Below are 15,398 nucleotides of genomic sequence, written 5' to 3'. Positions count from 1 at the left end.
CCGCTGATAAATCAGCTACTGATGAGAGAGGGGTCAATAATCAACATACTTATCAACTCATATATGACTCAGTAGCTTAGGACCGGCTATAACTTTTATTAATCACTTGCGTCAGCATCAATTTTCTAACCTGAATGTCACATTGGTCTCAACCCACTTGTCATACACTTAGTATTTTTTGTAGAACTGTCAATCTAACATTCAGTTTTTCACTAGTACCTCATTCGATACCTGTAGCTGGAAGGCATAGGTACATTATGCTAATACTCGCTTATGCTCAAAATTAATAGTTTAGATATAATCTTGCAGTACTCTGCATTTAGCTTTCGTGAAAGTCTTATTTATCCATGCTTGGTGTTATTTCACCTCTTTTGTAAATAAGCTAGTGTCATGAATACTTTTTTTTGAAAACCGCGCAGCACCGACTTCCTGATCAGGAGCATTAATTCCCTCTTGGCTTAGCATTACCTTAGCAGTTTTGAACATAATTTTAAAATCAAACCAAATATTATACTGTTCAACATATTGCACATCTAATTCAAATTTTTCTTCCCAAGATAAATTGTTGCGTCCACTCACCTGAGCAAGCCCTGTCATACCCGGTTTTACCTCATGGCGTCGCATTTGTTCATCTGTATAATGTTCTAGAAACTCTTTCATTTGAGGGCGAGGCCCAACAATACTCATATCCCCTTTTAAAACATTAATCAGTTGAGGCATTTCGTCTAAGCTGGTTGAACGTATTTTCTGCCCAAATGATGTGATACGAAATTTATCAGGCAAAAGATTGCCATCTTTATCTACTGCATTTCTCATAGATCGGAACTTAATCATTTTAAATAATTTACCATTTTTACCCGGGCGTTCTTGGTAAAAGAAAATAGGGGAGCCTAAATTTTTCCGCACTTTATAGCTCATAATGATAAAAACTGGAAATAATACTAATAAAGCTATTAGTGCAATAACTATATCTACTATTCTTTTAGATAATTTTTCTTTAGTAAAAATATTAGAAAAAGAATAAAAATGAACATGAGGAAATAAAGATTTTTTTAAACTAAAATTCTTTTTATCCATATAATGCCAAGAGCTTTTCTTATCTGTTTCATTAACTCCATTCTTCTTTGAGGAAAATTGTATTATTCCATTCTTATGCCCCTGTATATTTTTAGAATATTTATTTGATAAACTATTATCTTTTTCAATAAATAAAGGCTTATGCCTTACAATATTGCTTCCTTCAACGTTTTTGATCTTATTTTTTTCTTTTTTTAGATCCATTAATAAACACCTCAATATGTCTATTTATCAATCATAACAATTATATTTTTTTAAAAGTAGAAATATGTTTATCAAAAAAATAACAACTAACAATTTATTATAGATTAATCTTTCTTTATTAAAAAAATCATACAACTAGGTTCTATGATATTTCACTTAATTGAGAAATTAAGACTTTAATAAAATTTCAATTAAATAAACCACTTTAGAAATTATATCTTTTCATGAGCTTTTAATATATTTAATAAATAATTGTGAAAGTTACTATTTATTGAAAAAAAATCTATTTTTTAAATACAACACACCTCACACTAAAAAATATGTAACAAAATGTAAAATAGTTTTAAATAAGGTGAATTAATTCACCTTATTAATTAATTTTAAGCAAGTCTAAGCCAGATAAGTAAAAAGAAGGAATCTTATTCAATATGACATCTAAGATTTATATAAAAATCTTATTGATATTTCTACGAGATAAATCCAAAAAAATTGGACAGCTTTAAAAGTAAACTACTTTATTTTTAGAATGTTGATGGCGTTTATTATCAGTATGAAACACTAAAAAAAAAGAGGCAGAAAATTCACCTCTTATAAAGTATTGATTTATGCTTCAAGGTGGAGGTATTTCTATATGAGTTAGGTCACTATACATCTATACTATAAAAATCATGCACAATCGCACGAGCACCAAAACTTTCTTTTTGATTAATCAGTCCTGTATTTAAAAACTTTCCTTCTTTTTCATTTGAGATACCGAAATCAAATATCTTAGTAGACTGCATATTTTTATTGATTAAAAAATCGATTAGAATATCTAAGGCTCTTTCTTCCCTTCCCTTATCATTACTGGCTAAATACTGTAAATGGACTACTTTCTCAGTTTCAAAAGTCACTGCTGCTGCAACAATCTGACTTTCAAAACAACATTTATAAGCCCTTATGTTATTAGGGAATCTACTTTTTAATAAATCTATTTCCGTTTCATTATGAACTGGCTTTTGATGATGATGTTGACCTAAGACTTCACGAATAACTTCCCAGACTATGCTTGGCTGTTCGACTTCTTCATAAGTTAATCCAGATTTTTTTGCTTTATTGATTGCCCATTTTTTAGATTTTGAATAGTAAATTTTTTCCTGTAAGTTAATAGAAGTACTAATATCCCGACGATAGAGCCTTGCTTCATTTAGAAATAAAGCATATAAATCCTCTTGAGCAGGATAATGATGATAAATATTAGGTATGCATTTATATATAATTTTTTTAATATAATTTTCTTTTAAAAAACCTTTTAACTGAGAAAAAAGACTTAACATATCAATAGCACGACAATCCCTATCAATCAAAAAACCACCAAATGTTAAACCTTGATGACTATAAAAAATATTATCTTTAATATTTCCAGGTAATAAAGCCACGATTTTATCTTTATCATTTTTAAACATTAAAGAAAAGTCTTCAAATCGATCAGAATGGTAGTCCATAAAATTCCGATTAAACATGAAATGATAATTTTTACAATTTAATAAAAACTCATTCCATACCTCTTTATCAGCATCTTCATATTTTTTTATTTGAAAACTTACAGCTTCTTTCACCGTAATCTCCTTTTATCATTATAAATTTTTATAAGGTATAAAATTTAAATAATATTTTTAAAAATCATTATTAAAAAAACCTTAAGACTTATCAATTCCTAGCATTTTGGATAATCTATAATTGATCAAATCTGCATTAAAATTTTTTTTAGCATATAAAAATCCTTGATATCCCATCTTATTTACTTGTTCAGGATGCTCTATAAAATAAATCATTTTTTCCACTAATGCGGCTATATCCCATTTTGGAATAAGAAAACCAGTCACCCCATCTACTACAGTCTCATTACAGCCTGGAACATCAGTGGTAATCACTGGGCGTCCTATAGCCATCGCTTCTTGTGTGCTGCGAGGCATACCTTCACGATAGGATGGCAATACAAATACTGCGCTATTACGTATTCGTTGATCAACATCTGTGACGAAGCCAGCATATTCTATAATCCCTATTTCTATCAATCGGTCTAATTCTGCCTGTTTTAAACTTGTCAGGTTTTCAGTATCTAAGCCACCTATAATTTTAAATAGTATTTCAGGATATTGTTTTTTAACTATTCTGGCAGCTTCTAAATACTCAAATATGCCCTTTTCAGCGATTAATCGAGCTACAAAAATAAAAGATATACTTTTTTGATTATCCCATTTTTTGTAGGCATACTCTTTTAAATTAAGGCCTATCGGCCCCAAGACTTCAATGGCATTTTTTTTATGATAAATATTATAGCGTTGTACTAAGTCCTTAGGATCATCATGATTTAAGAATATAATTTTATCTAAATAAGGAAATACAATTCTGTATAAAGATACTTGTATAAAGCGTATAAATTTAGCTTTCAAACTTTGACCATGTTTATGCATTGTAAAAGGCGAACCTAAGCCTTCAATCATGCCATAGACATAAGGAACTTTATTCTTATAAGCAGCCAAAGTTGCATAAATGACCGGCTTAGTTGAATATGAAAATACAATATCGGGTTGAATTTCTTTTATTTTCTGTATGAGTTGATAAGTTGAACGTAGATCAGTCAATGGATTTAACCCACCACGGCTAAGTTTATAGGTAATAGGAGTCACTCCAAGATTTTTTATTTTATCTAACCAGTCATTGCTATATTCAGACACGAAAGCATAAACATGATAATTTTTTGCTAAACATGACAACATGAAATCTTTACGAAAACCATAAAGATTATATGCAGTGGTTCCAATTATAATAATTTTTTTATTTATCATTATTTTAATCGTCCTATAAGTTCTAATTGTGAAGCATAAAAAATTTTATCCTCGTCTGAAACAGTGGTCATCCTGCGCTTATGTAAAATATGCATTAAATTCAAAAAACTTAATATTTTTACAATCATTTTTTTTATTTCAAACTTCAATACAATCTTATTTTTGTCTATATCAGAAATAATATTGTTATAATATTTTTTGATCACTTCAATTTGAGTATTATAACCACGAATCATTTTTTCTTTTTTTACATTTTCTACTTCTCTATAAAAATATAAGGGTTCTTGTATAACCACATAATTGAAATCATTTTTTATCGCTGCTGAGAGCCATAATTCATAATCTTCCGCTAGACAGTTATTAACTTGATAGGGATTTCTTTTACACCACGCCTTCCGTGCAAGCAGTGAAGGATGTAATAAATTGGTCAGGCCTTGCAAAATTTCTTTGGGTTGCATTTGATGATTAGAATAAATTCTTTTCCCTAAAATTTCATTTTTATTTCCAATCGAATACAAGCTGGTTACCACTAAATCAATCTCTGGATTTTCATTTAAGACTTTTATCTGTTTTTCCAGCCGGTCTACTGCCATTAAATCATCAGCATCCATACGTGCAATAATCTCATATTGTGCTTCATTAATAATTTGATTTAAGCGATAAGGTAATCTTCTATTGCATCCATCAGCAATGATACGAATCCGAGGATCGACAAATGATTGGGCTATCTCTAAAGACCGGTCTGTTGATCCATCATCTACCAATATCAATTCCCAATTTTGAAAAGTTTGAGCCAGTACTGACTTAATCGCATCTTCCAAGTATTTTTCTGCATTAAAAAATGGAATTCCTATAGAAATATACATATTTATTCTTCCTTCTTATTATTTGAAAATAGTAAAAAAGCCGCCAACAAAAACCAGAAAATAAGCGTTCTTGCACTATAAGTGGTAAACCCATATAACATTGGCCCTAATAATATCATTTTGTTTGAAAGTGAAAGTTTCCTGAATATTTGATATAAAAATATTAAAAATAAGAATATGCCTACAATTCCATAATAAAATAAGATACCTAACCAGGTTGAGTGAATTTCATTGCCTGTGGGGTTATATAACCAGTAAGCTCCTTGCCCAGCCCCAAAAATCAAATATTGAGGATAATCAAAGAAACTAAAAAGACCGCGTCCTTCTACTTGGCTATCTCTTTGATTTAATCCTTCTATAAATCGTAATACAACATTATCAAAAACCCCCATGTTATATAAAAAGTAGCTTAAAACACCAAAAAAAACCAAGGTCCCAAAGAATACAAATATTCTTTTATTTAAATCTCCTTTTTGACTAAAAATAAATCCTAACGTTAACATTAAAAATCCAATTGAAGCAGATCTTGACATGGTCAATAAAATCAAAAACAAGGCCAAAGAATAAACGATTATTTTTTTAGAGTTGCTTCCAGAAATATATAAATAAATTGCACAGGTACTGAGCACCCAAAATGCCATTTGATTAGGATCATTAAAAAGACCATTGTATCGTGGGTCAAAATCATAACGACCTAAGTTACTTGCCCAGATAATAATTTCAATGACATAGGAGAAAGGAATAAGAAATAATAGTTTTTCATGGAAAAAATTAATCTGAACCTGATTCAGGTTCATCATTAATAAAAAGAATAATAAATTGAAGACCCAGTAAATAGTTGACATCATATAACTGGAATCTAGGACGATTAAATACCAGGCAAAATTTATACAAATTGCATATGCGACAAACAATAAAATTATATTAGAGTATTCAATATTTATTGAAGAACTTTTATTAAATAATAATAAAATAGCCCCCATAATAAAGATGTGACTAAACTGAGGAATCCCACTGGACCAAAAATAAAACTGAGATAAAAAAAATGAAAACAATACAAGATATATAACAACTTTATCTCTTATATTACTATCACTTAAAAAAATAATGTTATTTTTTGAATTACTTTCATTTAAAATAATCATTATCTATTCCTTTTATATTATCTGATGCTTTAAAAAAGCAAAAGAACTGATTAATATTTCATATTGTTAATATTATTGTTTTTTATTTAAATTTTTTAAAACTATTAATATATTTTTCAAATTAACAATATTTATCAAACTTAATTTTTATTAAAACTCTTTTTTAATAAATAACCAGTAAAAAAATCTGAAAAAATCATATGTCAAAATTTCAGATGGATATTCTCTCAAAATTCCCAGCATTTTTTCTAATGATTTCTTTTTGGATATTAACCCTAATTCAAACGCATTTATCCATAACGCTCTTTTTTTTGCTTTATTAAAAAATATATGATTTTGGTACTCATTTAAAATCATCATTCTTGAATCATGCATGAGAGAGGTTTGCTTATGCATATTATTATCATGTAGCCTGTATTTAGCAAACAGGACGGGAAGATAACATAACTCCCCTTCTTGTGCTAAAAGCAACCACATATACCAGTCTTCAATTTTCACCTCAGCATCATAACCACCGATTTTTTTTAAAGCATTTGATCTAATCAGTTGTGTCATGGCGGGTAACTCATGCTCTAACAATAAAATTTGTTCAAAACTATAGTTTTTTCTTTTTTTAATTCTATTTTTTACCTGATTAGAATCATGATCAATAACTGATATTCCTCCAAACACTGCAATACAATTTTTGTTATGCTTTAAAAACTCGGATTGTATTTTTATTTTATCTTCCAAGATTATATCATCAGAAGCGAGAGAAGAAAAATATTCTCCTTGCGCCCATTCTAAGGCTTCATTCAAGGTTGCACTCAAGCCCTTATTCGGTCGATGCCTAAATTCAAACCGGGTAAATCGTTTTTCACATCGTGGAATCAGTTCTTGTATTTTTTCTACTGAAGAATCTGTAGATCCATCATCAATGACAATTAACTCAATATTCTGATAAGACTGGTTAATGACACTCTGAATACTATCGCATACAAATTTTTCATGATTATAACTTGGTATAATGACAGAAACTAAAGCTTGGCCATTTATCATATTATCTCTCTTTGTTTTAATGATTTAAATATAAAAAAACTGATGACGACCCAATACATCCCATAATTTATGAAGTGGGCCATTGAAACACCTTCAAATCCAAAAAGCTGGGTACATACATAGGTCAAAGCAATAAGAGACAAGGTAAATATAATCTCTGTAGAGATGTACAGTTTGGTCATGGCTTTGCTTAGCATCAAATAAGCCAGTATCCAGCTTCCTATTTTTAATGCATCCCCCATCATTTGCCAAAAGAACAGGCTCTGCATGGGTGCGAAAGATGGACTGAATAAGACCTTGATAATCCAGTCACGCAACACAAAAATGACTACTCCGCCTGCCACAGCCAGTGGAAAAAGAAACTTATAGCCTAAATAAACTTCTTTCTTAATTTCATCAATCATCTTGAGTTCTGACAAGCGCGGTAAGTAATAGACTCCCAATGTTGTTGTAACCAGCATCAGGTATACGGTGCTTAGACGGATCATGGCTTCCCAGTAACCGGCATACGCCAGGCCAAATTCCTGACTTAAATAGGCTCGAATTAAGATTTGCGATAAAGGCACACAGATCGCACTGACCAATGCCATCCAGATAAAAGAACTAAGTTTTTTAGTAATTTCTAAGTCTATTTTTCCAAACAGAGAGGAAAACTTAAACCAGTCCGCTCGATAACACAGAAATAACGTCACTATAAACGCAATAGATTGATAAATGGATAATGCAATTAAGGCACCATATAAATGTAATTTTATTGCTAAAATACTCGTAACAATAAGCGCAAATAAACTACCCGCAATATTGGCAAGTACCAGCTTTAATATTTCTTTTTTGCCATTGAGTATGGCTAAAAACAGGGTATTAAAATTAAAGAATAATAAAAATACTGCAAACCATACAAAAACTGTTTGATATTCAAGTGTATGAAATATATAAAGTGATAGCTGCCTTTGGAAAATTAAAATTAAAAATGCGAACATCAGACTAAATACAAAAACAATACTGCCTGCTGTTTTCCAGATTGCACGTTGTTTGCTTTCATCTTCATGATATTCAGCAGTATATTTAATGACTGCAGTATTAATTGCACTACCCGCAAAAGTAGTCACCATTTGAATAAAATTTTGGAATTGACCTAAAGCTGCATATCCAGTCGGCCCCAGATATACAGCTAGAATTTTATTCAGTACAAACAGGGTTATGGTCTTAATCAGGACCGCCACCCCATTCAGTACACTGGTCTGAAGTAAGTTCATCTATATTTGAAAACCATTACATAACTGAACAACTTGCTTTGCTTCATCCATGGATAAAGTAGGCCCTATCGGCAAGCTCAAGACCTGCGCATGAATTTGTTCTGAAATTGGTAAGTTTAAGTTATTCCATGCTTTATAAGCTTGCTGCTTATGGGGCGGAATCGGATAATGAATCAATGTCTGTACCCCATGCTCTGCCAAATATTTTTGTAATTTCTCCCGATATCTGGTCCGGATCACAAATAAATGCCAAACATGCTGCATATCAGTTGCGGTATTTATACTTTTAAGTGGAAGCACAATAGCTGGATTCTGAATTTCTTTTAAATAGAGATCTGCAATCTGACGACGATGCTGGTTCTCCAGATCTAAAAATGGCAGTTTTACATTCAGGATAGCCGCCTGAATTTCATCAAGGCGACTATTTACTCCCATGACCAGATTTTTATATTTTTCATGTGAGCCATAATTACGTATAGCCTTAAGCATATGGGCCAATTCAGCATCATTGGTGGTAATTGCCCCGGCATCACCCAGCGCACCCAGGTTTTTTCCTGGATAAAAACTGAAGCCTGAGGCATCTCCCCAATTCCCTGCTTTTTTACCCTCGATTTCAGCGCCATGGGCTTGTGCCGAATCCTCTAAAACCAGTAAATTATGTTTCTTGGCAAGCGCCATAATTTCTGGCATGGCAGCAAGCTGTCCATATAAATGGACAGGCAAAATTGCCTTTGTTTTGATGGTAATCGCGGCTTCAATTTTTTTAACATCAATATTGAACGTATGGATATCCGGTTCGACTAATACCGGTTTCAGATGATTCTGTGAAATTGCCAAAATACTTGCAATATAGGTATTTGAAGGTACGATCACTTCATCGCCTTCATTCAGTTTACCCAGTTCTTTCCATGCACGCAGGGTCAGAATTAGAGCATCCAATCCATTGGCGACCCCTATGGCATACTCTGTACCACAATAATTCGCAAAATTTCGTTCAAAACCCTCTAACTCTTTGCCACAGATATACCAACCAGAATCAATGACCTGTGTACAAGCTGCTATAAGTTTGTCACGGTATTGAGCATTTATTGCTTTTAGCTCAAGAAAAGGTATCATTCTTATCAATCCCGTATAAAAAAATTTTATTCATTTTTTTTAATTTCACATTTATCAAAACTAATCTCTTGATATGAATTAAAGTGAAAACCCCAATATTATTTATTCAGTTCATAATTCTTAGATTTAAAACTTGGCTCTAATAAAAATTTCTTCATCTTTCTATTTAGAGGCTTTTCAATATATTTATACATTATAAAGCTGGCTATTAAAGTCACAATAAATATAATCAATGAAAACAACATTAAATCCATATCAAATAAAAACATCTTTTTTATATAATTTAAAACTTGTATTTCCAAAACATGAAGCAAATAAAAACAAAAACTGATTTCTCCCGCCAAAACCATATATTTATTTGATAGAAACTTGGTAATAATACTTTTTTCATTAACAACATGAGACAATGCAAAAACAAGAATGATGGTGGCCATAGGTAACCAATAATAAATTGAGTATCTATAACTGATATCTATCTTGCTATGAAATACAAAGAATAAGACAAAAAGTAAAATCGCTCCTGATTCAAATACAAAAGTAGGTATCTTCACTTTAGAATAATTAACTTTTATTTTCTCATAAAGATCAAACAGGATAATACCAAGTAAAAAATCTGAAAAACGTACCCATGGTGAAATGTACAACCAATAGTGATTCTGGTTTTTATCAAGCTGCATATTCAAAACCAGAATACCTATAAGATAAAAAATAAATATATAGCTTCTTATTTTTTCAGAAATTAAAAATGCAAATGGAAAAAGTAAATAGAAGAACAATTCATCGGAAATGCTCCAGGATGGAGAGTTTAATGAAAAATGAATATTTTCTTCAGAGAAAAAACTTTGTATTAGAAAAATGTGTTGAATTAAGTATTCCCATCCTTGTCCAGACTGGCTAAAGGTCAACAGGAGTACAATTGCCGTAGTTGCTATATGTACTGGATATACTCTTGCTAAACGAGAAATATAAAACTCTTTTTTTGAAACATTTCCTCTAAAAAATTTTTCTTTATAGTTATAGGATAAAATAAATCCGCTTAATATAAAGAAAAAACTGACACCTAAAAATCCTTCGTCAAAAATACTGTTAAAAATATTTGCATAATGTGTGTCATTTTTTAAAAAGGCCAAATGACTAAGAAAAACAAATAGCGCAAAAAACATACGCAATGATGTAAGCGGCTTAATCATCTCATACATCTCCTTCATATTTATTATTTAAAATTCTATTTTCTGAAGTCTCTCGAGTAACAAAGCCATCATACTTGTGAATTATTTTTCTTAATTTTATAGTCTCATTTTCTATGCAATAAAAGTTTTATCTGCTTCTTTTAAAAACTGGTCGTAATTACGGATATAGTCACTTTCATCATAATAATCGCTTGCCAATACCAATAAGATGCAATCTTCAGAAAAATCATGCATTTCATGCCAAACCATGGGCGGAATTAATAATCCTTTATTGGACTGACTTACGCACACTTCTTGTTTTTCTTTACTGTTATCCATTAATATTTTACAGCTGCCTTGAATACAAAACCCAATTTGTTGAAGCTCTTTATGTGCATGAAACCCGCGAGGAACATCAGGCTGAGCGCCAAAAATATAGTAGAGCCTCTGTATATGAAAGGGAATATTCCGATTGGCTTCAGCGACCACCAAACTGCCACGATGATCTCCCAGATTAGGTAAATCAATCCATTCAATAAGATTCATCATGATTACCCCACCAAAGAAATCAGATATTGACCATAGCCATTTTTACTCATCGTTTGACCAATGGCTAACACTTGTTCTTTGCTTAACCAGCTATTATTCATTGCAATTTCTTCTAGACAGGCAACTTTATAACCCTGACGCTTTTCAAGGGTTTCCACAAATTGAGCTGCCTCAAGTAGACTTCCCTGTGTACCTGTATCTAACCAGGCAAAGCCACGTCCCAGCAATTCAACATTTAAATCACCACGTTCCAGATATGCCTGGTTAATGGAGGTAATTTCCAGTTCACCTCGCTCAGAAGGTTGTACTTGTTTGGCAATCTGAATCACATCATTGTCATAAAAATACAGGCCCGTTACAGCAAAGTTAGATTTAGGTTTTTCCGGTTTTTCTTCAATTGAAATAGCACGTTGCTGTTCATCAAATTCCACCACACCAAAGCGTTCAGGATCTTTGACCTGATAGCCAAAAACAGTGGCTCCTTTTTGACGTTCAGCAGCCTGACGCAGCATGGGGGTAAAACCTTGCCCATAAAAGATATTATCGCCGAGCACTAAGCACACATTACTTTGCCCAATAAATTCTTCACCCAGAATAAAGGCTTGTGCCAAACCATCAGGTCGAGGCTGAATCGCATAACTTAGCTGCATGCCAAATTGTGAGCCATCACCTAATAATCGCTTAAACCCATCAATATCTTCCGGGGTACTGATGACAAGAACCTCCTGAATACCGGCTAACATCAACACAGATAATGGGTAATAAACCATAGGTTTATCATAAATCGGAAGTAACTGTTTCGAGATTCCTTTAGTGATTGGATGCAAGCGTGTGCCCGAACCACCTGCTAAAATAATCCCCTTTGTTGATCTTGACATTAGACTGCCTCCCCTAAACGTTCACGCTGATAAGAACCATCCTGAACGCGACGGCACCATTGCAGATTATCCAGATACCACTGCACAGTTTTACGAATACCGGTCTCGAAGGACTCTTGTGGTTTCCAGCCAAGTTCACGCTCAATTTTTGAAGCATCAATGGCATAACGTAAATCATGACCAGGCCGATCACTGACGAAGCTAATCAGGCTTTCATATATTTGGCCATTGAGTCGTGGCTTAAGTTCATCCAAGATGGCGCAAATGGTTTTAACCACATCAATATTCTGTTTTTCATTATGCCCCCCAATATTGTAGGTTTCGCCGACCCTGCCTTTGGTCGCAACCTGATATAAAGCACGGGCATGATCTTCTACAAAAAGCCAATCCCGAATCTGCTGACCATTGCCATAAACAGGTAAGGATTTTCCATCCAGCGCATTTAAGATGATCAAAGGAATCAGTTTTTCAGGAAAATGATAAGGCCCGTAATTATTTGAACAGTTCGTAACCACGACCGGCAAACCATAGGTTCGATGCCAAGCACGCACTAAATGATCCGAGCTGGCTTTACTTGCCGAGTAAGGTGAACTTGGCAAATAAGCTGTGGCTTCAGTAAATAAGTCGGTTGTCCCCTCTAAATCTCCATAGACTTCATCTGTTGAAATATGATGAAATTTAAATTTAGACTTTTTGATTTCACCCGAATTTTGCCAATATTTTCGTGCGACCTCCAAGAGGGTATATGTACCTACAATATTGGTGCTGATAAATTCAGCTGGACCATCGATCGAACGATCCACGTGAGACTCTGCTGCCAAATGCATGACGATATCTGGCTGAAATTCTGAAAATAATCGTGTTAAAGATACATGATCACAAATATCAGTTTGAGCAAATTGATAACGGGGATGAGCTGATATAGAAATTAATGACTCCAAGTTGCCTGCATAAGTTAACTTATCAACATTTAAAACATGATGTTCAGTCGCTTTGATGATATGCCGGACGGTAGCAGATCCAATAAAACCAGCTCCACCAGTCACTAATATTTTTTTCACCATTCCCAGTATTCCTTTTATTTTTATTTTACTTTTCAAATATTTTTTTAATTCATTGATGCCTTCTGGCATAGATATTCTTATTTGATTATTTATAACATATATTAATTTTATTCAACACACCACCTATAAAAATCTTATTCTCAAATATAGTTACATTTTATGGATAAGTATTTTTCTTATACCACTTACCCAATACTTTATAATTATTGTTTTTTTTAAACACTTTTCAACCAATAAAAACCAGCTTAAGCTTTACAACTACTGATATATTACTTTCAATTAATAAGAGATTATTAATTAACACTTCATTTATATAATCTAGCTAATGCCAAATAAATATATGTGAAATTTAATAAAAATAGAATCTAAAAAACCTTTAAAGTATACATAAATAATATGAAAATACTTTCATTATTACTAAGTTTTTGTTTTGTATAGTTATACTGTGATAATCACCTTAATCTGCAAGCAATAAAATTTATAAACAATCCGTTTTACCTGAATAAACTAAGCAATACTTGTATCTCTACACCTTAATTTAATGGAAGTTTTAGATACTTTTTTTTAATAAATACTATTGATCTATTTTAATTCAAACGTATACTTAGAACTAAAAATAAGTATAGACAAGCTATATAATTTGTTATAACTTTTAGATGTTAATCACATAAACCATGTTAAAAAAATTAATAATTACGAATAAATACTAATTTTAAATATATAAAAATAAAGGGGTTTCAAGTGAACAATAGACACCTTATAGGCGTTTTAACCTTAAGCCTATCATTAGTCGGATGTGCAGCAACATCTGGCTTTCAAACCTATGATTTACCAGATGAAGGAATTTATCAAACCGAACTGGGAACTCAAGTTAATCTGGTAAAATTGACTCAGGACAATCTACCTGCAGTGCAGTCAGCCCAAACTCAAAACCTGAATCATTACGCACCTTTATTTCAGCATGAAATGCAGGATTATCGTTTGAATCCAGGTGATATTTTATCCTTTCAATTATGGGCCTACCCGGAAATTAGTGCAGTTCCAACAGCAACTGATAATACCAATGGTTATCAAATTGACCGAAATGGTTATATCCATTTTCCATTAATTGGACGCTATAAAACAGTAGGGAAAACCCTTCCGGAGGTTAATCGGGAAGTACGCCGACTATTAATTCCTTATTTAAACAATCCAGATGTAGTGGTGAGAGTACTTTCTTATCAGGGACAGCGTTATTCAGTGATGGGTAATGTGAAATCAGCTGGGCAGTTTTATTTGTCTGATCAGCCCGTGAGCGTTTATACAGCACTGGGTCTGGCCGGCGGCATTAACGAGCAAGGTAACTCTAGCTCTATTCAATTGGTGCGTCAGGGTGTGGCCTATGACCTCAATACAATTGCATTAGAAAAGGCAGGATATTCATTACATAAGCTGTTAATTCAACCCAATGACACCCTGTATATCAGTCCTCGTGAAAATCAGAAAATCTATGTCATGGGTGAAGCAGGCACGAATACCCCCTTACCCATACGTGACCAGGGGATGACTCTCGCGGATGTTCTCGGTGAAAGTGAAGGGATTAATCCCTATTCAGCCAGTGCTAGTCGAATTTACGTCTTACGTGACAATTCAAATAATCAGATGACTGAAATATATCATTTAAGTTTAAAAAACCTGGGAGATTTTGGCTTGGCCAAAAAGTTCAAAATGCACAGCAATGATATTGTCTATGTAGATGCCACAGGCCTGACTCGTTGGGAACGAGTGGTTAGCCAGATTCTTCCATTTTCAAATGTTGCTGGTACAGCTATACGCTAGCAGGTAGTTCAGCTATGCATATTAAAAAGATTTTGGGGAGCTGTTTTGAAAATATTAACCATCGATTAATGACTGAATGTTTACTAACGAGATCTGCCCGTATTTGTAGATTAAATCTATAAATATAGATGGCTGAAGTAATGCTCAGCGCTGATCACAAGACAGCATTTTTACGTAATAGCATGGGATCTGCCTGCAACTCCATGTAGTTCAACACTAAATATGAAGCAGATTGAATAAAAATAATCTTATCCTGATCATCATAAAAATATCTGGTTTTACCAGACTAGATTTTTTTTGAGGGAACAATAAAGCCAGCATATTTGGGATTCATTTTTGCAGGGGCAGCAGGTCTTTGATGAAGTTCTGTAATTTAATGCAACACGA

The 15,398-nt window shown here is 32.7% G+C and carries 13 protein-coding genes; 1 reads left to right on the top strand and 12 read right to left on the bottom strand.

Going from position 1 to position 15,398, the window contains the following annotated elements; genetic code table 11:
* Positions 1–357: 357 nt before the first annotated feature.
* The 12 genes from FTU87_RS09380 to rfbB form a co-directional block, all read right to left on the bottom strand.
* A complete protein-coding gene (locus FTU87_RS09380) occupies positions 358–1,008 on the bottom strand; it encodes a sugar transferase (protein ID WP_034609171.1) in 651 nt (216 codons plus the stop codon).
* A gap of 917 nt (positions 1,009–1,925) precedes the next feature.
* Complete coding sequence (locus FTU87_RS09375; protein ID WP_180083345.1) at positions 1,926–2,879, bottom strand: GNAT family N-acetyltransferase; 954 nt, start codon at positions 2,877–2,879, stop codon at positions 1,926–1,928.
* Positions 2,880–2,960: 81 nt separating this feature from the next.
* Positions 2,961–4,112, bottom strand: a complete 1,152-nt coding sequence (locus FTU87_RS09370; RefSeq protein WP_005173678.1) for a glycosyltransferase family 4 protein — start codon at positions 4,110–4,112, stop codon at positions 2,961–2,963.
* The gene (locus FTU87_RS09365) at positions 4,112–4,978 is read right to left on the bottom strand and encodes a glycosyltransferase family 2 protein (RefSeq protein ID WP_180097091.1); all 867 of its coding nucleotides are present in this window, start codon (positions 4,976–4,978) and stop codon (positions 4,112–4,114) included. The genes FTU87_RS09370 and FTU87_RS09365 overlap by 1 nt, the downstream gene beginning before the upstream one ends.
* Before the next feature lie 2 nt (positions 4,979–4,980).
* Positions 4,981–6,123: an O-antigen ligase gene (locus FTU87_RS09360; protein WP_100329664.1), complete on the bottom strand. Its 1,143-nt coding sequence runs from the start codon at positions 6,121–6,123 to the stop codon at positions 4,981–4,983.
* Between the two features lie 150 nt (positions 6,124–6,273).
* Positions 6,274–7,161 (bottom strand): glycosyltransferase, encoded by an 888-nt coding sequence (locus FTU87_RS09355; protein WP_180078354.1) that lies wholly within the window; start codon positions 7,159–7,161, stop codon positions 6,274–6,276.
* A complete protein-coding gene (locus FTU87_RS09350; RefSeq protein WP_180097089.1) occupies positions 7,158–8,417 on the bottom strand; it encodes an O-antigen translocase in 1,260 nt (419 codons plus the stop codon). The genes FTU87_RS09355 and FTU87_RS09350 overlap by 4 nt, the downstream gene beginning before the upstream one ends.
* Positions 8,418–9,533, bottom strand: coding sequence for a DegT/DnrJ/EryC1/StrS aminotransferase family protein (locus tag FTU87_RS09345; RefSeq protein WP_180097087.1), 1,116 nt, complete (start codon positions 9,531–9,533; stop codon positions 8,418–8,420). It lies immediately after the preceding gene.
* A 98-nt stretch (positions 9,534–9,631) separates the two neighbouring features.
* Complete coding sequence (locus tag FTU87_RS09340) at positions 9,632–10,723, bottom strand: acyltransferase (protein ID WP_180097085.1); 1,092 nt, start codon at positions 10,721–10,723, stop codon at positions 9,632–9,634.
* A 111-nt stretch (positions 10,724–10,834) separates the two neighbouring features.
* The gene (locus tag FTU87_RS09335; protein ID WP_180050547.1) at positions 10,835–11,248 is read right to left on the bottom strand and encodes an FdtA/QdtA family cupin domain-containing protein; all 414 of its coding nucleotides are present in this window, start codon (positions 11,246–11,248) and stop codon (positions 10,835–10,837) included.
* A gap of 5 nt (positions 11,249–11,253) precedes the next feature.
* Positions 11,254–12,129 carry a glucose-1-phosphate thymidylyltransferase RfbA gene (gene rfbA, locus FTU87_RS09330; RefSeq protein ID WP_100329660.1) on the bottom strand — a complete coding sequence of 292 codons (876 nt, stop codon included), beginning with the start codon at positions 12,127–12,129 and terminating at the stop codon, positions 11,254–11,256.
* Entirely contained in the window at positions 12,129–13,193 is a 1,065-nt protein-coding gene (gene rfbB, locus FTU87_RS09325; protein WP_100329659.1) for a dTDP-glucose 4,6-dehydratase, read from the bottom strand. Before rfbB ends, rfbA begins: the two co-directional genes overlap by 1 nt.
* Positions 13,194–13,934: 741 nt before the next feature.
* Between rfbB and FTU87_RS09320 the strand changes: the two genes are divergently transcribed.
* Positions 13,935–15,011 (top strand): polysaccharide biosynthesis/export family protein, encoded by a 1,077-nt coding sequence (locus FTU87_RS09320; protein ID WP_100355446.1) that lies wholly within the window; start codon positions 13,935–13,937, stop codon positions 15,009–15,011.
* The last annotated feature ends 387 nt before the right edge of the window (positions 15,012–15,398 follow it).

It is taken from the genome of Acinetobacter sp. YH12156 (assembly GCF_013418235.1).
Lineage (GTDB): Bacteria > Pseudomonadota > Gammaproteobacteria > Pseudomonadales > Moraxellaceae > Acinetobacter > Acinetobacter pseudolwoffii.
Note: the sequence above shows the minus strand (reverse complement) of the source record. Positions and strands in the feature narration are given on the sequence as shown.

What these genes read in the sequence shown, in the direction of transcription:
- rfbB (WP_100329659.1), bottom strand. Translation starts at nt 13,193, where the DNA reads ATGGTGAAAAAAATATTAGTGACTGGTGGAGCTGGTTTTATTGGATCT.
- FTU87_RS09345 (WP_180097087.1), bottom strand. Translation starts at nt 9,533, where the DNA reads ATGATACCTTTTCTTGAGCTAAAAGCAATAAATGCTCAATACCGTGAC.
- FTU87_RS09360 (WP_100329664.1), bottom strand. Translation starts at nt 6,123, where the DNA reads ATGATTATTTTAAATGAAAGTAATTCAAAAAATAACATTATTTTTTTA.
- FTU87_RS09350 (WP_180097089.1), bottom strand. Translation starts at nt 8,417, where the DNA reads ATGAACTTACTTCAGACCAGTGTACTGAATGGGGTGGCGGTCCTGATT.
- FTU87_RS09340 (WP_180097085.1), bottom strand. Translation starts at nt 10,723, where the DNA reads ATGATTAAGCCGCTTACATCATTGCGTATGTTTTTTGCGCTATTTGTT.
- FTU87_RS09355 (WP_180078354.1), bottom strand. Translation starts at nt 7,161, where the DNA reads ATGATAAATGGCCAAGCTTTAGTTTCTGTCATTATACCAAGTTATAAT.
- FTU87_RS09370 (WP_005173678.1), bottom strand. Translation starts at nt 4,112, where the DNA reads ATGATAAATAAAAAAATTATTATAATTGGAACCACTGCATATAATCTT.
- FTU87_RS09365 (WP_180097091.1), bottom strand. Translation starts at nt 4,978, where the DNA reads ATGTATATTTCTATAGGAATTCCATTTTTTAATGCAGAAAAATACTTG.
- FTU87_RS09335 (WP_180050547.1), bottom strand. Translation starts at nt 11,248, where the DNA reads ATGAATCTTATTGAATGGATTGATTTACCTAATCTGGGAGATCATCGT.
- rfbA (WP_100329660.1), bottom strand. Translation starts at nt 12,129, where the DNA reads ATGTCAAGATCAACAAAGGGGATTATTTTAGCAGGTGGTTCGGGCACA.